Source organism: Bartonella sp. EBT8, assembly GCF_055796165.1.
Map to the genome: position 1 here is coordinate 203,882 of NZ_JBTTDJ010000001.1, position 18,315 is coordinate 222,196.

Here is an 18,315-nt window from a genome sequence, read left to right on the forward strand (position 1 = left end):
GGAACATCGATAGATATATCCACCGTCACCGGCTCCACCAAAACGACGAGAGTCACCATTATACCGAGAAAAACAGCAAATAAAATGAAAAGAATCATTAAAAATCTAGTCAATGTTGGCATAAAACAATAAACTACCCTAAACTACTCTATCCTCTGATTATGTCTCACAAAGATTAACAGGAATTGACTTTAAAGCAGATAAATATCGAAATACGTTATGAAAAATAATCGTTCTCAACATATCCCGATGACACAGATAAAAAAACAACTTTTATCCTCTCTTAATAACCGCGCACTTGTCTTTATTGGTCTGATGGGTGCAGGGAAATCAGTCATCGGAAAACGCGTCGCCACCATGCTTCATTTACCCTTTTATGATTCGGACGAGGAAATTGAAAAAGCTTCAAAAATGACCATCACGGAACTTTTTAAAATTTATGGTGAACCCGAATTTCGGGCTCTTGAACAGCGGGTTATTTTAAACATTATAAAAAAAAGTCCCCTTGTTTTAGCAACAGGCGGCGGGGCCTACATTAATGAAAATATTCGAAAAGCCATACATAAAAATGGGATATCTATCTGGCTCAAAGTCGATCTCAATATCCTCATGCAACGTGTAGCAAAGCGCCCAACGCGCCCACTCCTTCAAACCGCAAATCCTCAAGAAACCATGCAAAAACTCATGGAACAGCGTTATCCTATCTATGCAAAAGCAAACTTAACAATTAACAGTCATAAAGAAAGCCGCCATACCGTAGCAAAAAATGTCATACGGTCTGTAGAACATTACTTTAATACAGAAAATAACGATAGGGGATAACAAACATGCAAACCAAGACCGTCACTGTTAAACTGGACAAACGCTGTTACAATATCATCATTGGTCCGGATCTGATTACACAAGCTGCTTCACACATTAAACGTTCTCTTCACCCAAAAAGTTCTCATGAAATACGTTTAGCCATTGTTACAGATACAAATGTTGCATCTCTCCATTTGGCTAAGTTACAGGCAGAATTAACAAAGAACGAAATCCATACTGTCCCAATTATCATAGAAGCAGGAGAACAATCAAAATCATTTTCAACTCTACAAACTGTTATCGATAAAATTCTTTCTGCACGTTTAGAGCGAGGTGACTATGTTCTTGCTTTTGGTGGAGGCGTCATTGGCGACCTAGCAGGATTTGCCGCAAGCATTATACGCCGTGGTATGAATTTCATTCAAATGCCTACAACTCTCCTTGCACAAATTGACTCTTCCGTTGGTGGAAAAACAGGTATCAATAGCCAATATGGTAAAAATCTTATTGGTACTTTTTATCAACCAAGCTGTGTTATTGCTGATACTTGTCTTCTTGATACACTTCCACCGCGCGAATTTCGTGCTGGCTACGCAGAAATGGTAAAATATGGTCTCATTAACCAGCCTGATTTTTTTAAGTGGCTTGAAAAAAATGGGCAAAAAATCTTTTCTAACGGTCCAATACGAACAGAAGCCATTGTCCGCTCGTGCCAATTTAAAGCTGATATTGTAGCCCGTGATGAATATGAAACAGAAGAACGTGCACTCTTAAACCTTGGCCATACATTTGGACACATGCTTGAAACAGCAACCACCTATGACAAAAACCGCTTAATCCACGGTGAAGCTGTAGCAATTGGCATCGTTCTAGCCCATCAATTTTCTGCTCAACTGAATTTAATAGACCCCACACTCACACAACGTGTCGAAACGCACCTCAAAGCTATGGGATTACCGACACAATTAAAAGATATTCCAGGTGAACTCCCCGATGCGAAAACACTCATGACCCTCCTTGCTCAAGATAAAAAAGTTTCGCAAAATAACTTGACCTTCATTCTAACACGTGGATTTGGCCAATCATTTATTGCAAAAAATGTCTCTCCGGAAGCAGTTTTGTCCTTTCTGGAACAAAAATTAGCAGAAATTCGTTAATTCATATTGAATATAATTGATTCGTTTTTATACTTCTATTAAAGAAATAAGTATGATGATGTCTGCGTAGCTCAGGAGGATAGAGCACAGGATTCCTAAAGAAATTGGGCGCCTTAAAGAGAAATTTTTAAAGTGGATCTGCTCAAATTCGGGGAAAGCTTCATAGGAGACTATATGCCAATCCCGAGCCAAGCCTTTTTTTCAACAAAAGGAAGGTGTAGAGACTGAACGGGCAGCACCTAAAGAGCCTAAGCTCCAAGGTGAAGAGACAGTCCAGACCACAAACAGCCTTGTAAAGCTGGCGGTGAAAATCGAAGTGGTATGAATCCTGGGGTCGCAGGTTCGAATCCTGCCGTAGACACCATCCTATCAATCAAATTATTTCGTTCCGTATAATACAGGGAAGCATTATGAAAAAAACTCTACAACTTTTAGGATTTTTCGCCGCTTTAATTTTATCATCGTTCAGCTCAATGAATGCATTTGCTGGCTCTTTAATCATTGAAGTACCAGACACTCCAGCACCAAAAACACAAACCATTGCCTATCAATGTGATACTGGAACAAGGAAAGAACGTGTTGAAGCTGTCTATCTCAATGTTAATAATATTTCATTGGTTGATTTCAGATGGAAAGGGAATCGCGTTATTGCTGCAAATGTAATCGCAGATACAGGGAAGAAATACGAAGGAGCACAATATATTTGGTGGGAAAACAATAACGAAGTCACACTTCGTGATCTTATTCATGATCCAGAAGGAAAAAAACTCATCCATTGTAAAGATGAATCAACATTATTGTTTTAAACAACAAAGGAAACATTATGAAAAAAACTTTTTTAAATTTACGTTTTTTTGCCATTTTAAATCTATCACTGTTTAGCTCAGTCGCTGCCCATGCTGGTTCTTTAGTCATTGAAGTGCCAGACACTCCAGAACCAACGACAGAAACTGTTGCCTATCAATGCGAGATGGGAACAAAAAAAGTGCGCGTTGAAGCTACCTACCATAATGCCGGTGAGATTTCATTAGTTGATCTCAAATGGAATGGAAAGCGTATTATCGCTTCCAATGTCATTGCCGCTTCTGGAGCAAAATATGTGGGAGCTGAATATATTTGGTGGACAAAAGGAAACGAAGCCTCATTTTATGACCTCATTAATGATCCAAAGGAGGAAAAACCTCTTCTCTGTGTAGAAGAACAAGATACAAAATAAAAAAGGCTCTTATACGCTGGCTCTCACTCTTCTGATGTTTCTTCTAATGTAGAGTTTTTTTCTTCCATGTGATGAGATAAAAGAGCCAGCGGTTTTTCTGATTTGTTTTCTGAATGACTTCTGTAAGCCGCTGCTTGTGACAGCAGCATAGAAGCGACTGGTATTGTTACAAACAAAAAGGTCACCAACAAGAGTTCATGAAACACAAAATTATGGTCTACAAATATTGAATAAAGAAAAGAAGAAATGAGAATACTCCCAGCGCCCCAACTTGTACTCAAGGAAGGCATATGCAAGCGTTCATAAAAACTGGAAAAACGTACCAATCCTATCGCTCCAATGAGTGTAAGAGCAGATCCCACTATTAAAAAGACTGTAATAGTAATAGCAACCACAAGTGATATATCATCTTTCATTCAATAATCTCCCCACGCATAAGAAATTTTGCTAAAGCGATACTCGATACAGGCCCTAAAAGCCCAAGAATAAGAGCTGCTACAAAATAAATTGTTGTTCCTGAACGGATATCGAATGTAAGAAACAAAAGAATTGTATTTATATAAAGAACATCCAAACCAACAATACGATCTTGCGCCCGAGGGCCACGAATCAACCGAAATAAGGCGAGAATCATCGCTAAACTCAAAAAAAACTGTGAAAGGAAAATTCCCCAATAAAGGATAACCATACTCATGAAAAAATCTCCAAAAGCAATTGTTCATATCGTTGTTTGATCAACTGTTGGTAATCATATCCATTCTTAAAATTTAAGACATGGAGCAAAAGTTCACTATTTTTTCTATTATAAGCAATCCAAACAGTACCTGGCGTTACCGCAAGGATACATGCTAAAATAGCTAAAGCTGTATGACTCTCAAGCAAAAGAGGCACCACAACAAAACGAGATTGCTGTTTTCGATACCTTTTTGTAAAAACCAAACAAGCTACTGAGATATTTGAAGTTATAGAATCAATAAATACGCGAAAAATCAGACGAAAAACTGCACGCCAACTCTTGATAGTGATCTTTTCGGGTTCAAGAAACCGCATCATCCAACCACTAAACAAAGCAATTATAATCCCTAAAAGCAATTGTCCTAAACTAAAACCGTTTAAGGTCAACCACATAAACACAATTGCTACACTGAAAAAAGGGAAAGGACAAAAAGAATTCACCGATTCATCTCCGCCTTTTCAAGAGAAAAATCATCTAAAACGCTGCCAATATAATTTTGAGGATGATATAAAACTTTAGCTGTTTCAGACATATAATGACTAACAGGGCCAGCGACAATGGTTATAAGAAAACACAAAGCAAGAAGAACAGCAATAGGTGCAAATTCAATCACCTGTACACGCGGAACCCTTCCTTCAAGAGAAACCCAAAAAGTCCGGATACCTGCACGTGTTAGAGCAATCAGAGCCGCAAAACCAGAGAGGGTAACAAAAATTACAAAAATCCAATCATAATAAACCGGTAAAGAAGCAGATAAATCTTCCTTAGTGTGGTTTAATATTGCCGTGAACATCATAAATTTAGCAACAAAACCTGAAAAAGGTGGCAAGCCAATAATTAAAACAGCACAAATACCAAAACAAGCCCCAAGAATTGCCAAAGTTACCGGCAAATAAGTACCAATTTCATCTTCCTCCTCCTCTTCATCATCACCATACACTTCCATTGTGACAGTCAAAACATTGGCAGCTACATCTTGACAGCGTTCAACAAGCTCTACGAGAAGAAAAAAAGCACCAAGAGCTAACGTTGAAGAAACAATATAAAAGAGTACACCTGCTATCAATTCTGTGTTGCCAATCCCAATTGCCGTCAATAATGTACCGGAAGAGACAAGAACGCTATAAGCTGCTAAACGCACCAAAACTTGGCTAGCCAATGTCCCAATAAAACCGAAAGCCATAGTGGCAAGTCCACCATAAAACAAAATCGTATGACCAAAATTGCTAAAATATCCACTTTCAGGACCAAACCATAGCAATGTTAAACGTAAAATAATATAAATACCCACCTTACTCAAAAGCGCAAAAGCAGCCCCAACAGGCGCTGCTGCGGCACTGTAAGTAGGCATCAACCAAAAATTAAGAGGCCACATACCAGCTTTGAGCAAAAAGGTGATTCCCAAAAGCGCAGCACCTATTTCGAATAAAACAATATCACTAGACGCTATATCTTTCATTTTTACAGCCAAATCGGCCATATTAAGGGTACCAACGACTCCATAAATGAGTGCCGTCCCAACTAAAAAAAACAGCGAAGCAACAAGATTAACGGCAACATAATGCAACCCCGCACGCACGCGTAATTGACCAGAACCATGCAAGGCAAGACCATAAGAAGCTGTTAACATCACTTCAAAAAATACAAATAAATTGAACAAATCACCTGTCAAAAAAGCGCCATTTATTCCAACCATGAAAAATTGCATGAACGACTGAAAATGAGGACCAGCTTTATACCAATAAGCCTGTGCAAAAACCAACGCGCAAGTCATTAACAAACTGGAAAGTAAAAGCATCATAGCGCTTAAACGATCAAGGACCAAAACAATTCCAAAAGGAGAAGGCCAATTGCCTAGTCGATAAACATCTGAAACCGGCGCAACTTCGAGAGCACGTACAACCAATAAAACAGCAACAACAACCAATAATCCCGCAGAAAAAAGACTTACGAATGATTTAAATTTTGAATAGCGTTCATCATAAAAAAGAAGGACTGCTCCGATACTTAACGGTAAAAGAATAGGCAAAATAAGAAGATGCTGTACGCAAAAGTGCATCACTGTACCTCACGTCCATCAACGTGATCTGAACCTGTTAATCCGCGTGAAACCAGAAGAATAACCAAAAATAAAGCTGTCGTTGCAAAACCAATCACAATTGCTGTCAAAACCAAAGCTTGTGGAAGAGGATCAACGTAATTTTCTGGATTAATCACCATAGAAGGATCAACGATAGGAGCAGCATTGCTCCGCGGTCTACTTACTGAAAACATAAAAAGATTAACACCGTAGGAAATCAAAGACAAACCAAGAATGACCTGAAAAGTTCGTGGACGTAAAATAAGCCAAATACCTGATCCAACAAGAATACCGATGCTCAAAGAAAGAACAATTTCCATTAATTCTCCTTCTCCTTCAAAAGTGGTTTTTTACCGATTCGGTAACTACGAATTGACTGGTGTGCAAGGGCAATTAAAATGAGAACAGTTGCACCTAGCACGAGAGAAAACACACCAAAATCAAACAAAAAAGCAGATGCCAGAGGAATCTTTCCAATCAATGGAAAATACTTATATTGAAAAAAGGAGGTTAAAAAGGGATAGCCAACGAACAAAGCCCCTACTCCCGTTGCCGCTGACAACAGTAAGCCAAACCCCATCCACCGCAAAGGTAAAACCCTCAAACGGGTTTCCACCCAACGAATATCACGGGCAAGATATTGCAAAATAAAGCCTATTGCTAAGGTCACACCACCGACAAATCCCCCTCCTGGAAGATCATGCCCCCGCATAAATAAATAAATCGAAAAAGCGATAATAACTGAAAAGAGCCAACTCATAATGACAACAGGAACAGTTAAATAATTCACGACTGTATCCCCTACATTTCTATCAGGTTGTTCCATATCAAAAGCTTTCTGAATACGTTGTTGAAACGGCGCATCAATACTTTCAGGAGCAGGACGAAACCGTCGTAAAAGAGCAAAAACAGTGAGTGAAACAACACCCAAAACGACAATTTCTCCCATGGTATCAAAACTACGGAAATCAACCAATAAGACATTTACGACATTACGACCACCAGCACCAGAATAAGCATTTTTCAGAAAAAAATCGGAAATTGTTGTCCCTTGAGGACGTGTCATCATCGCAAAGGAAAGCCAAGCGACTCCAGCGCCTCCCAAAAGAGCTATAAAGAAATCACGAACACGACGCAAACGCACAAAAAAACGAACAGGAGTCGGAGCAGGATTATACAAACGCTTAGGCAACCAGCGCAAACCAAGCAATAATAGAACAGTTGTCACCACTTCAACAACCAATTGTGTTATTGCCAAATCAGGAGCAGAAAGCCATAAAAATGTTGCGCATGTCATCAAGCCGGCTCCCCCCAAAAGCATCAATGAGGCAAGGCGATGAAACTTTGCTTGCCAAGCAACCAAAAGCGCACACAATCCACCGACCAACCAAAGAGCAAGAAAAGGAATATCAAGCGGAAAAAGCGGCAACGCACCCGCTGGGATTAAACCATCAAACCGGAGTAAAAGACCAACAAAGACAAAACACACCAAAAAAATCCAGTGCAACTGTATTTGCAAACGACGTGTTGACAAAACAGATTCCACAAAACGCGCCCATTTCCATGAAATAATCACGAGAATGCGTTCAAAAATACGCGGTCCATTCAAATGACGAAAGAAAGGAGCCCCATCATCACAAGATAAAAAATAACGGTGCCCGACAGCATAGAGCAATCCACCCCCTAATAAAGCCACTAAACTCATCATTAATGGGGTATTAACTCCATGCCAAACAGCTAAACTATAAGGAACTGTCATTGGTCCTAAAACAGACATAACAGCATTATCCAAAATGGGACCTATTGTTATATTAGGAAAAATACCAACGGCTAAACAAATAAAAACTAAAAGTTCCATTGGTAAACGCATAAAATGCGGTGGTTCATGGGGTGTTTTAGGTAAATCGATAGGCTTTGGTCCTAAAAAGACACCATGAATAAAGCGTATAGAATAAGTCACACTAAACAAGCTTGCCAGCGTTGCTACATAAGGTGCAATCCAATCGAGCCATGATTCCATATGCGTTTCAACGGCTTCAGCGAAAAACATCTCTTTCGATAAAAAGCCATTCAACAAAGGAACTCCGGCCATCGCTGCACTCGCAACGAAAGCAAGAGTTGCTGTAATAGGCATCGAACGATAAAGCCCTGTCAGCTTACGCATATCACGTGTTCCCGTTTCGTGATCAATAATGCCAGCAGCCATAAATAAAGAAGCTTTAAAAGTAGCATGATTGGCCATATGAAAAATTGCCGCAACACATGAAAGTGGGCTACCAAGGCTTAAAAGGGTCGTAATCAATCCAAGATGACTAATGGTTGAATAAGCAAGAAGCCCTTTTAAATCTTGCTGAAACATGGAAAAATAGGCCCCAAGCAACAGCGTCAAGAGACCTGAAAAGCCAACCAGCCAAAACCAAGTTTCTGTTCCAGAGAGCACGGGCCATAAACGAACAAGCAAAAACAATCCTGCTTTCACCATCGTTGCTGAATGGAGATAAGAGGATACGGGTGTCGGAGCAGCCATTGCATTGGGCAACCAAAAATGAAAAGGAAATTGTGCACTTTTTGTTAATCCCCCCAATAAAATACAAATAAGTACAGCATTATAGAGAGGATTTGACCGAATCATATCACCAGACTGTAATACCTTATCCAAATCAAAACTGCCAACGATGTGTCCAATCAATAAAATCCCAATAAAAAGAGCAAAACCACCAAAACCTGTGATTGTTAAAGCCATCCGCGCCCCTTCACGCGCACTTGCATTATGGTACCAATAACCGATCAACAAAAAAGAAAAAATACTGGTGAGTTCCCAAAAAACAACTAAAAAAACGAGATTTCCTGACAAGACTATTCCTGTCATTGATCCCATAAAGGCAAGAAAAAAAGAAAAAAACCGCGGTACAGAATCCGCCGAATCCATATAGTAACGTGCATAGACAACAACGAGCAGTCCAATTCCTGTGATGAGTAAGCAAAAAAGCCAAGACAAACCATCCATACGGAGGATCAAATTAACGCCCCATTCTGGTAGCCAAGCAATATCTAAACGCACCACGCGATTTCCACGAACCGCTGGATAAAGCATTATTGTAAAAAGAAGACTGAAAAGTGCAATGACACCGGCAAACCACGCTTCATTGTTTTTTGCTGTCGAACGAAAAAAACCGATAACAACACTTCCACAAAAGGGAAGCAAAACGAGCAATATCAACATTGCTTCCCATGTTGTCATTCTTTAGACTCCATTTTTCTCTTAATATTTTGTTGTCAACAAAATAAAAACTACACTGTTACCCCCCTCATCCCAGACTTATGATAATAAGCTTTAATAAAACTTAAAGGTATTTAAATTTTTCAAAAAACAACTGTTGCGTGAAAAAAAGCTCCATATCATACAACTTGCTCTTTTATTTTAAGAGCAACAACAAGCATGATAAGGCTCAAGAGAGATTTTTCACATTTAACAATTGCTACCCTTTAAAAAAGCGTGAAAGACACTGCTTACGAGCTCCATGAAAAGGTTGGTAACTATTATCATCTTTATTATAAGAACGATAACGTGCACGACAAGATTCGATATGTTGTTGAGGCAACTTTTTTGCTTCTGATACAGCTTTTAATAATGTAGGTTTTGTGTTTAAATGTGATAACGCAACAAAAGCTGCTTCAGGATACCACCAATTGTCTTTATACTTACGATAACCACGTCGATAGTTATGATACCCTTTAAAGCCGTTAAGTTCTCTACGCCCTGTAAAAGTCAAAGGCACTACACTCTCTGGAACAAAAGCCTGATGAATGGCTTTAGCTTCAACGTTACTCTTATTTTGCATTAAATTAACAATATTGGTTGTCACAATGAAAAAAACACCAATAAATACAAGACTCCAAATATAATATAATTTTTTTTTCATATACATAACGCAAATCTCAACATTACAAAATTAAAATGCAGTGACAGAAAGTTTTTTTAATGTAAGAAAGAAACAAGTTCTTTTTTTTGAGACATTCTGTTGCTCTTTGTATTAAACGTTGAACTTTGCAATAAGATCCTTCAAAAGAGAATGGATAAACAATGATAAGAACTCCCTATTATCTTATAAATAAATCTGAACTCATAAAAAATATGAAAACTATTGCTTGCTTACGCGAAATGTCTGGCGCAAAAGTTCTCCTTGCTTTGAAATGTTTTGCTACATGGAGTGTTTTTGATTTAATGTCTGAGTTCATGGATGGAACCACATCATCATCCCTTTATGAGCTGCGTTTGGGAAGAGAGAAATTCGGCAAGGAAACCCATGCCTATTCGGTTGCTTGGGCAGATCATGAAATTGATGAAGCATGTGGTTACGCAGACAAAATTATTTTTAATTCTATCCAACAACTTCAACGTTTTTCTGATGCAACAAAAACGATTCAGCGAGGACTAAGGTTAAATCCAGGAATCAGTGCATCCAATTTTGATCTTGCCAACCCCTCTCGCCCTTTTAGTCGCTTAGGAGAAACGAATAAAAGCGCTATAAAAGAAGTTCTCCCTCTCATCAATGGCTTAATGATCCACAACAATTGCGAAAATGCTGATTTTAATCTTTTTAATCAAATGCTGAATCACATGGAAGAAAAGTTTTCAGAACTTTTCGCTGCAGTTGATTGGATAAGTCTTGGCGGTGGAATTCATTTTACCGCTGAAAATTATCCTCTAGAAACTTTTGCAAAACGCTTAAAAAATTTCTCAAAAACCTATGGTGTCACCATTTTTCTAGAACCAGGAGAAGCCGCTATAACCAAAAGCACCACTCTAGAAGTAAGTGTTCTTGATACATTATATAATGAAAAAAAACTTGCTATCGTTGATAGCTCCATTGAAGCGCACATGCTCGATCTTTTAATTTATCGTGAAAATGCTAAGTTAGAACCAAATCAAGGACCACACGAAATTATGGTTTGCGGAAAATCTTGTCTTGCTGGTGATATTTTTGGAACATTTCGTTTCCCTGAACCCCTTAAAATAGGTGACAGATTATCCTTTCAAGATACAGCAGGCTATACAATGGTTAAGAAGAATTGGTTTAATGGCGTTGCAATGCCTGCCATTGTTATAAAAGAATTTGATGGTACACTAACGCTTCAACGCCAATTTAGCTACAGTGACTATCAGGAAAGTCTTTCATAAAAAATAACCGTATAAAAAACGGTGTAGAACGGTATTAAAAAGGAGATAAACCCACAATGAAGAAAAATATTCTCATTATTGGTGCTGGAGGTGTTGCACAGGTTGTTGCGCACAAATGTGCTCAAAACAATGATATTCTCGGTGAAATTCATATTGCTTCACGAACACTCAAAAAATGTGAAGCCATCATTGCTTCCATTAAAGAAAAGAACACAATGAAAGAGCAAGGTGTTCTTAAGAGCCATATGCTCAATGCAATGAATGTAGAAGAGACTGTAAAACTCATCCAAAAAACAAAATGCGAAATTGTCATCAATGTTGGATCTGCTTTTCTTAACATGTCTGTTCTTTCAGCTTGTATAGAAACAAAATGCGCTTATATCGATACTGCAATTCACGAAGATCCTTTGAAAATTTGTGAAACGCCCCCTTGGTATAGCAATTATGAATGGCCCCGACGTCAAGAATGTGAAAAAGCTGGTATAACGGCTATTTTAGGTGCCGGTTTTGATCCAGGTGTTGTCAATGCTTATGCAGCATTAGCACGTGAGTGTTATTTTGATAAAATTACCGATATTGACATTATTGATATTAATGCTGGAAACCATGGGCATTGGTTTGCCACGAATTTTGATCCAGAAATCAACTTTCGAGAATTTACAGGTCAAGTATGGTCTTGGCAAAATAAAAAATGGGTTTCCAATAAAATGTTTGAAGTGAGCCATGAATGGGATCTTCCCGTTGTTGGGAAACAAAAAGCCTATATGACAGGACATGATGAAATTCATTCATTATCCAAAAATTTCGATGTTCAAAATGTTCGCTTCTGGATGGGATTTAGTGAACATTATATCACTGTTTTTACTGTTTTGAAAAATCTTGGGTTGTTATCCGAACAGCCTATTAAAACGGCAGAAGGACAAGAAGTTGTTCCTCTAAAAGTTGTGAAAGCCGTCTTACCTGACCCTGCTTCTTTAGCACCAAATTACACAGGAAAAACGTGTATTGGAGACCTCATTAAAGGCGAAAAAGATGGTAAACCAAGAGAAGTTTTTATCTATAATGTAGCGGATCATAAACAAGCTTTTAATGAAACCGGTGCACAAGGCATTTCTTACACAGCTGGTGTACCAGCAGCAGCTGCGTCCCTTCTTATTGCCACCGGCGAATGGGATGTTAAAACCATGGTTAATGTAGAGGAATTACCATCGCGTCCTTTCCTCAAATATCTTGAGCATATGGGGCTTTCAACGTGGATAAGAGAACAACAAGAAGAGAAACAACTACAGTTTTAAACTTATTCCCCATACAGCGATACAGACAAAAAAACCGCCCCTTTTAAAGGGGCGTTTTTTTAACAGACACCGCATAAATCGATAAAAAAGCTATTAAAGATCATGGGACTCTAAAAAGAACTTAAATATTAAATATGGAGTGGTTTAGCAAATGTTGCTAAAGCCGCTTCTCGCACTGCTTCCGATAAAGTAGGATGCGCATGGCAACAACGCCCCAAATCTTCTGATGAACCACCAAATTCCATCAGAACTGCAATTTCGTGAATCATTTCACCAGCACCAAATCCAAGAATATGTCCACCTAAAACCCGATCTGTCTTTTTATCGGCAAGAATTTTAACAAACCCATCACTTTTTTGCATCGCACGTGCACGACCATTGGCCATAAAAGGAAATTTACCCACATTATAATCAATGCCAGCCGCTTTAAGCTCTTCTTCTGTTTTTCCCACACTAGCAATTTCCGGCTGTGTATAAACAACACTAGGAATGACATCAAAATTAACATGTCCCCTTTGACCTGCCAAAATTTCTGCCACAGCAACGCCTTCTTCCTCAGCCTTATGCGCCAACATAGGACCTTTAACAACGTCACCAATTGCATAAATTCCTGGAATACTCGTCTGCCAATGCGCATCGATATCAATAAAGCCACGTTCATCCACTTTGATACCAGCTTCCACCAAACCAAGACCTTCCGTATATGGAGAACGTCCAGTAGCAATAAGCACAACATCAGCCTCCAAAGTTTCAGCAGTACCGCCCTTAACTGCTTCAAAACTCACTTGAGCCATTGAACCAGATTGCGTAAGTTCTGTCACTTTAGAGCCAGTCTTATATTCCAGCCCCTGTTTTTCCATTATTTTCTGAAATTGCCGTGAAACTTCACCATCCATTGAGCCTAAAACTTTGTTAAGATATTCAATAATAGTCACTTTAGCACCTAAGCGACTCCAAACTGAACCAAGCTCTGAACCAATAACACCAGCACCAACAACAATCATGCGTTCTGGTACTTTTTCAAGGGCAAGGGCTCCTGTAGAAGAGACAATAACCTGTTCATCAATTTTAACATCCACACCCGGAATGCTAGAACTCTCTGACCCCGTTGCAATAATAATATTTTTTGTTGCAATTGTTTGTTGCCGACCATCCCTAGCAACCACTTCAACTTGACCTGCGTCTAAAATTTTGGCTGTACCAAAAAAAGTGTCAACTTTATTCTTTTTCATCAAAAAAGAGACGCCGCTGGTATTGGCTGTAACAACAGCCTTTTTATGCGCCATCATTTGATTAAGATTAAGCTTAGATTTTTCAATAGAAATACCAAGCGTTTCAAAGCCATGTTGTGTTTCAGCAAACACTTCCGAAGCATGTAACAATGCTTTAGAAGGAATACAACCAACGTTAAGGCAAGTGCCACCTAGTGTCGTCCGCTTTTCAATAATTGCTGTTTTAAGCCCCAGTTGCGCAGCTTTGATTGCTGCAACATAACCACCTGGTCCCGCTCCAATTACAACCACATCATAAGACATCCGTTTTTCCTTTCATCCTGAAAATTGTACTTTTACAAATCAAGAACAAGGCGTTCCGGATCTTCCAAACTTTCTTTAATACGCACAAGGAAAGTCACAGCCTCTTGCCCATCTACAATACGATGATCATAAGAAAGTGCTAAATACATCATAGGACGGATCGCAATTTGTCCCTCAACAGCCATTGCCCGTTCTTTAATAGCATGCATTCCTAAAATACCAGATTGTGGAGCATTCAAAATCGGTGTTGACATTAATGATCCATAGACTCCCCCATTGGTAATGGTAAAAGTCCCACCTTGCATATCAGAAACCGCTAATTTTCCATCACGAGCGAGACGTCCCAAACGACCAATTTCTTTTTCAATCTCTGCTAACGACATCTGATCTGCATCACGAACCACAGGAACAACAAGTCCTTTATCTGTTCCAACAGCAATTCCGACATTGACATAGTTTTTATAAATAATATCCGTTCCATCAATTTCTGCATTAACAGCAGGAAGCTCCTTTAAAGCATGACAAACAGCCTTGGTAAAAAATCCCATAAAACCAAGTTTAACACCATGTTTCTTTTCAAAAAGATCCTTATAACGCTTGCGCAAATCCATCACCGCCGACATATCAACCTCATTAAATGTGGTTAACATTGCAGCTATGTTTTGTGCATCTTTAAGACGGCGCGCAATTGTTTGGCGCAATTTCGTCATACGAACCCGTTCCTCACGTATTTCTTGAACAGGCACCGCTGAAGAGCTAGATACAGAGGCAGGAGTAGAGCTGGGTGCTGGAACAGCAGGTGGTGGTGTCTTTATTCCTTGCACCAACACATTAAGAACATCTTCTTTAAGAATCTGCCCGCGTTTTCCAGAACCTGAAACATCACTTTTTGCAATATTATTTTCAGCCATTAATTTTGCTGCTGAAGGAGCAGGAGGCATTGTATCGCTCGAAGAAGGCTGCTTCAATTCAGATGGAGCTGTAGACACGGATGTCTCAGAAGAAGCTTGTGCCTTAGAAACACCAGCTGCTCCAGCTTCAACTGTTCCCAAAAGCGCTTTCACTTCAACCGTATCGCCTTCCTTTGCTATGATCTCAGATAATTTTCCTGCAACAGGTGAAGGAACCTCAACTGTTACTTTATCGGTTTCTAATTCAACCAAGGGCTCATCCATAGCGACAGCATCACCAAGCTTTTTAAACCATTTGCCAACTGTCGCTTCGGTAACTGATTCGCCTAAAGTAGGAACACGGATTTCAGTAGTCATAATATTCTTCCATACATCAGAGTAGTCATAAATTAAGAACCTAACGCGTCTTGAAGAAACGCAGCCAGTTGTTCAAGATGTTTCACCATTAACCCAGAGGCTGGTGATGCGCTTGCAGGACGCCCCGCATAACGCGCACGTGAATATTGCGCATTAATATGCGTCAAAACCCATTCTAAATAAGGCTCAATAAATGACCAAGCCCCCATATTCTTTGGTTCTTCTTGGCACCAAACAACTTCTGCCTGTAAAAAACGCGACAACACATCGACCAAAGCCTTTGCAGGAAAAGGATAAAGTTGTTCAACGCGGAGCAAATAAACATCATCAACGCCTCTTTTTTCACGTTCTTCATAAAGATCGTAATAAACTTTACCCGTACAAAGAACAATACGGCGAATTTTATTATCTTTCTGCAATTTAATAACAGAATTTTTGAGACATTCTGCATCATCAAGTAACAAACGCTGAAAACCCATTTCTGGTCCCATTTCATTGAGAAAAGAAACAGCTCGCTTATGACGCAAAAGTGATTTTGGTGTCATTAAAATTAAAGGTTTACGGAAATCGCGTTTAATCTGCCGACGCAAAATATGAAAATAATTCGCAGGGGTCGTACAATTAGCAACTTGCATATTATCTTCAGCACAAAGCTGAAGAAAACGTTCCAAACGCGCCGAGGAATGCTCCGGTCCTTGTCCCTCAAAACCATGAGGCAACAAACAGACAAGACCAGACATACGAAGCCATTTACGTTCAGCAGAGGAAATGAATTGATCAAAAATGACTTGTGCTCCATTAGAAAAGTCACCAAATTGTGCTTCCCAAAGCGTCAATCCCCGTGGTCTAGCAAGAGAATATCCATATTCGAAACCAAGAACAGCTTCTTCAGAGAGCATAGAATTGACAACTTCATAAAGAGCTTGATCCTTTCTCAAATGATTCAAAGGAATATAACGTGCCTCATTTTCTTGATCATAAAGAACTGAATGGCGTTGTGAAAAAGTTCCACGCTCAACATCTTCACCGGAAAGACGCACCGGCGCTCCTTCTAAGCAAAGTGAACCAAAAGCTAAAGCTTCAGCTGTTGCCCAATCAACACCTTCACCAGTTTCGAAAATCTTAGCGCGGTTACTTAAAAAACGCTGTATCGTTTTATGCACATGAAAATCTGCTGGAATCTCTACAAGTTTCTGACCAATTTCCTTTAAAATTTCTATCTCAACGCCTGTTTTTCCACAACTCTGCTCCTCAGCACTATTGGAAGCCTTGAGTCCTGTCCAGCTTCCATCAAGCCAATCCGCTTTATTAGGTTTATAAGAAGCACTCGCTTCAAATTCATTCTCCAGCTTATCACGCCATTGCTTCTTTTGCTGCTCAATATCTTCTGCAGTAATCACACCTTCTGTTACCAACTGGTTACCATAAAGCTGAAGTGTTGTTTTATGATTACGAATTGCTTTATACATGAGCGGCTGTGTAAAGGAAGGTTCATCACCTTCATTGTGCCCATAACGACGATAACAGAACAGATCAATTACAACCGGCTTATGGAAAATTTGACGAAACTCTGTCGCTACTTTTGCAACAAAGACGACCGCTTCAGGATCATCACCATTCACATGAAAAATTGGCGCATCGATCATTTTCGCCACATCTGATGGATAAGGTGAAGAACGCGAAAAGCGCGGATCCGTTGTAAAACCAATCTGATTATTGATAATGACATGAACAGATCCAGCAACATTGTAACCTTTAAGACCTGAAAGACCAAAAGTTTCCTGAATAACGCCTTGCCCTGCAAAAGCAGCATCACCATGAATAAGCAACGGCAAGACTTTTGCCCGTTCATTCAACGGAAGTGTGTCAGTATGCTTAGAACCCACGAGTTGGTCTTGTTTAGCACGCGCCTTGCCAATAACGACTGGATCAACGATCTCAAGGTGAGACGGATTAGCCAAAAGCGATAAATGAACATTCTTACCATCAAACTCAAGATCAGCAGAAGTCCCTAAGTGATATTTGACATCACCCGATCCTTCCACATCATCAGGCTTATAAGACCCCCCTTTGAATTCATGAAAAATAGCCCGATGTGGTTTTGCAAGAACTTGTGAAAGAACATTTAAACGACCACGATGTGCCATTCCTAAAATAATTTCCTGCACACCTAAAGCGCTCCCGCATTTAATAATCTGCTCAAGAGCAGGTATCAAGGCTTCACCACCATCAAGTCCAAAACGCTTTGTTCCTTTATATTTCGTATCTAAAAACTGTTCGAACCCTTCTGCCTCAATAAGCTTATTAAGAATAGCTTTTTTGCCTTTCTGTGTGAAAGCAATCCGCTTATCCGGTCCTTCAATACGCTCTTGAAGCCATGCTTTTTGAGCAGGATCAGAAATATGCATATATTCCACCCCAATCGTTGAACAATAGGTACGATTGAGGATTTCAAGCATTTGCGGAATAGTTGCGTATTCTAATCCTAACACATTATCAATAAAAATGGGTCGCTCATAATCAGCAGGAGTAAAACCGTAAGCTTCTGGAGAAAGCTCCTTGTAGTCTTCAATTTTTTCTGCCAATTGAAGGGGATCAAGCTGTGCACGAAGATGCCCACGGGCACGAAAAGCACGAATCATCATAAGTGCATGGACAGAATCACGCGTTGCTCGAATAATATCTTGTTCGCTAGTGGCTTTTCCTTTTTGCGCAGCACTTGTTGCTGCTTTTTCTTTTAATTTATCACCAACATGTTTTTCAAGAACAGACCAATCTCCATCGAGAGCAGAAACCAACTCACCATTTGCCCTTAACGGCCAATGATCCCGTTGCCATGTTGCACCTTCAGCATTTCTTAGAACATCTTCTTTTTTATCATGAAGGTTTTCAAAAAAAGTACGCCACTGTGAATCTACACTGGTGGGATCTTTTTCATATTCGGCATAAAGCTGATCTATATAATCCGCATTTCCACCATACAGAAATGACGTTTGTGCAAAAAGACTATTTATCTCGTCCTGCCTTGCCATATCTCTCTCC

Annotated in this window: 15 protein-coding genes and 1 pseudogene; 6 read left to right on the forward strand and 10 right to left on the reverse strand. The window is 39.5% G+C overall.

Annotated features, from left to right (window positions below):
* Positions 1-219 precede the first annotated feature (219 nt).
* The 4 genes and pseudogenes from AC0QT4_RS01000 to AC0QT4_RS01015 all read left to right on the forward strand — a co-directional run bounded on the left by AC0QT4_RS01000 (position 220) and on the right by AC0QT4_RS01015 (position 3,177).
* Positions 220-853: pseudogene (locus tag AC0QT4_RS01000) on the forward strand (shikimate kinase).
* Positions 828-1,961: a 3-dehydroquinate synthase gene (gene aroB, locus AC0QT4_RS01005; RefSeq protein WP_473199849.1), complete on the forward strand. Its 1,134-nt coding sequence runs from the start codon at positions 828-830 to the stop codon at positions 1,959-1,961. Before AC0QT4_RS01000 ends, aroB begins: the two are co-directional and overlap by 26 nt.
* 410 nt (positions 1,962-2,371) lie before the next feature.
* Entirely contained in the window at positions 2,372-2,767 is a 396-nt protein-coding gene (locus AC0QT4_RS01010; RefSeq protein WP_473199850.1) for an MliC family protein, read from the forward strand.
* A 17-nt stretch (positions 2,768-2,784) separates the two neighbouring features.
* Entirely contained in the window at positions 2,785-3,177 is a 393-nt protein-coding gene (locus AC0QT4_RS01015) for an MliC family protein (protein ID WP_473199851.1), read from the forward strand.
* Between the two features lie 23 nt (positions 3,178-3,200).
* Here AC0QT4_RS01015 and mnhG read toward each other — a convergent pair whose 3' ends face one another.
* From mnhG to AC0QT4_RS01050, 7 genes are all read right to left on the reverse strand, one after another.
* A complete protein-coding gene (gene mnhG, locus AC0QT4_RS01020; protein ID WP_473199852.1) occupies positions 3,201-3,593 on the reverse strand; it encodes a monovalent cation/H(+) antiporter subunit G in 393 nt (130 codons plus the stop codon).
* Positions 3,590-3,871: a K+/H+ antiporter subunit F gene (locus tag AC0QT4_RS01025; RefSeq protein WP_473199853.1), complete on the reverse strand. Its 282-nt coding sequence runs from the start codon at positions 3,869-3,871 to the stop codon at positions 3,590-3,592. The genes mnhG and AC0QT4_RS01025 overlap by 4 nt, the downstream gene beginning before the upstream one ends.
* The gene (locus AC0QT4_RS01030; protein WP_473199854.1) at positions 3,868-4,353 is read right to left on the reverse strand and encodes a Na+/H+ antiporter subunit E; all 486 of its coding nucleotides are present in this window, start codon (positions 4,351-4,353) and stop codon (positions 3,868-3,870) included. Before AC0QT4_RS01030 ends, AC0QT4_RS01025 begins: the two co-directional genes overlap by 4 nt.
* Positions 4,350-5,972 carry a monovalent cation/H+ antiporter subunit D gene (locus AC0QT4_RS01035; RefSeq protein WP_473199855.1) on the reverse strand — a complete coding sequence of 541 codons (1,623 nt, stop codon included), beginning with the start codon at positions 5,970-5,972 and terminating at the stop codon, positions 4,350-4,352. The genes AC0QT4_RS01030 and AC0QT4_RS01035 overlap by 4 nt, the downstream gene beginning before the upstream one ends.
* Complete coding sequence (locus AC0QT4_RS01040) at positions 5,972-6,313, reverse strand: Na+/H+ antiporter subunit C (RefSeq protein WP_473199856.1); 342 nt, start codon at positions 6,311-6,313, stop codon at positions 5,972-5,974. The genes AC0QT4_RS01035 and AC0QT4_RS01040 overlap by 1 nt, the downstream gene beginning before the upstream one ends.
* The gene (locus AC0QT4_RS01045; protein ID WP_473199857.1) at positions 6,313-9,234 is read right to left on the reverse strand and encodes a monovalent cation/H+ antiporter subunit A; all 2,922 of its coding nucleotides are present in this window, start codon (positions 9,232-9,234) and stop codon (positions 6,313-6,315) included. Before AC0QT4_RS01045 ends, AC0QT4_RS01040 begins: the two co-directional genes overlap by 1 nt.
* A 238-nt stretch (positions 9,235-9,472) precedes the next feature.
* A complete protein-coding gene (locus AC0QT4_RS01050) occupies positions 9,473-9,922 on the reverse strand; it encodes a BA14K family protein (protein WP_473199858.1) in 450 nt (149 codons plus the stop codon).
* A gap of 155 nt (positions 9,923-10,077) precedes the next feature.
* On the opposite strand from AC0QT4_RS01050, the gene AC0QT4_RS01055 reads away from it, so the two are divergent.
* The gene (locus AC0QT4_RS01055) at positions 10,078-11,175 is read left to right on the forward strand and encodes a carboxynorspermidine decarboxylase (protein ID WP_473199859.1); all 1,098 of its coding nucleotides are present in this window, start codon (positions 10,078-10,080) and stop codon (positions 11,173-11,175) included.
* A 56-nt stretch (positions 11,176-11,231) separates the two neighbouring features.
* Positions 11,232-12,470: a saccharopine dehydrogenase family protein gene (locus tag AC0QT4_RS01060; protein ID WP_473199860.1), complete on the forward strand. Its 1,239-nt coding sequence runs from the start codon at positions 11,232-11,234 to the stop codon at positions 12,468-12,470.
* A 128-nt stretch (positions 12,471-12,598) separates the two neighbouring features.
* Here the strand turns inward: AC0QT4_RS01060 and lpdA are convergent, their stop codons facing one another.
* From lpdA to AC0QT4_RS01075, 3 genes are read right to left on the reverse strand one after another with little or no spacing between them, the layout of a single operon-like run.
* Positions 12,599-14,005 (reverse strand): dihydrolipoyl dehydrogenase, encoded by a 1,407-nt coding sequence (gene lpdA / locus AC0QT4_RS01065; protein ID WP_473199861.1) that lies wholly within the window; start codon positions 14,003-14,005, stop codon positions 12,599-12,601.
* Positions 14,006-14,037: 32 nt separating this feature from the next.
* Positions 14,038-15,273 carry a 2-oxoglutarate dehydrogenase complex dihydrolipoyllysine-residue succinyltransferase gene (gene odhB / locus AC0QT4_RS01070; protein WP_473199862.1) on the reverse strand — a complete coding sequence of 412 codons (1,236 nt, stop codon included), beginning with the start codon at positions 15,271-15,273 and terminating at the stop codon, positions 14,038-14,040.
* A 32-nt stretch (positions 15,274-15,305) separates the two neighbouring features.
* Complete coding sequence (locus AC0QT4_RS01075) at positions 15,306-18,305, reverse strand: 2-oxoglutarate dehydrogenase E1 component (protein WP_473199863.1); 3,000 nt, start codon at positions 18,303-18,305, stop codon at positions 15,306-15,308.
* Positions 18,306-18,315 lie beyond the last annotated feature (10 nt).

Excerpts from the sequence above, each read along its gene's own strand:
- aroB (WP_473199849.1), top strand. The coding sequence starts at position 828 with ATGCAAACCAAGACCGTCACTGTTAAACTGGACAAACGCTGTTACAAT.
- AC0QT4_RS01010 (WP_473199850.1), top strand. The coding sequence starts at position 2,372 with ATGAAAAAAACTCTACAACTTTTAGGATTTTTCGCCGCTTTAATTTTA.
- AC0QT4_RS01015 (WP_473199851.1), top strand. The coding sequence starts at position 2,785 with ATGAAAAAAACTTTTTTAAATTTACGTTTTTTTGCCATTTTAAATCTA.
- mnhG (WP_473199852.1), bottom strand. The coding sequence starts at position 3,593 with ATGAAAGATGATATATCACTTGTGGTTGCTATTACTATTACAGTCTTT.
- AC0QT4_RS01025 (WP_473199853.1), bottom strand. The coding sequence starts at position 3,871 with ATGAGTATGGTTATCCTTTATTGGGGAATTTTCCTTTCACAGTTTTTT.
- AC0QT4_RS01035 (WP_473199855.1), bottom strand. The coding sequence starts at position 5,972 with ATGCACTTTTGCGTACAGCATCTTCTTATTTTGCCTATTCTTTTACCG.
- AC0QT4_RS01040 (WP_473199856.1), bottom strand. The coding sequence starts at position 6,313 with ATGGAAATTGTTCTTTCTTTGAGCATCGGTATTCTTGTTGGATCAGGT.
- AC0QT4_RS01045 (WP_473199857.1), bottom strand. The coding sequence starts at position 9,234 with ATGACAACATGGGAAGCAATGTTGATATTGCTCGTTTTGCTTCCCTTT.
- AC0QT4_RS01050 (WP_473199858.1), bottom strand. The coding sequence starts at position 9,922 with ATGTATATGAAAAAAAAATTATATTATATTTGGAGTCTTGTATTTATT.
- AC0QT4_RS01055 (WP_473199859.1), top strand. The coding sequence starts at position 10,078 with ATGATAAGAACTCCCTATTATCTTATAAATAAATCTGAACTCATAAAA.
- AC0QT4_RS01060 (WP_473199860.1), top strand. The coding sequence starts at position 11,232 with ATGAAGAAAAATATTCTCATTATTGGTGCTGGAGGTGTTGCACAGGTT.
- lpdA (WP_473199861.1), bottom strand. The coding sequence starts at position 14,005 with ATGTCTTATGATGTGGTTGTAATTGGAGCGGGACCAGGTGGTTATGTT.
- odhB (WP_473199862.1), bottom strand. The coding sequence starts at position 15,273 with ATGACTACTGAAATCCGTGTTCCTACTTTAGGCGAATCAGTTACCGAA.
- AC0QT4_RS01075 (WP_473199863.1), bottom strand. The coding sequence starts at position 18,305 with ATGGCAAGGCAGGACGAGATAAATAGTCTTTTTGCACAAACGTCATTT.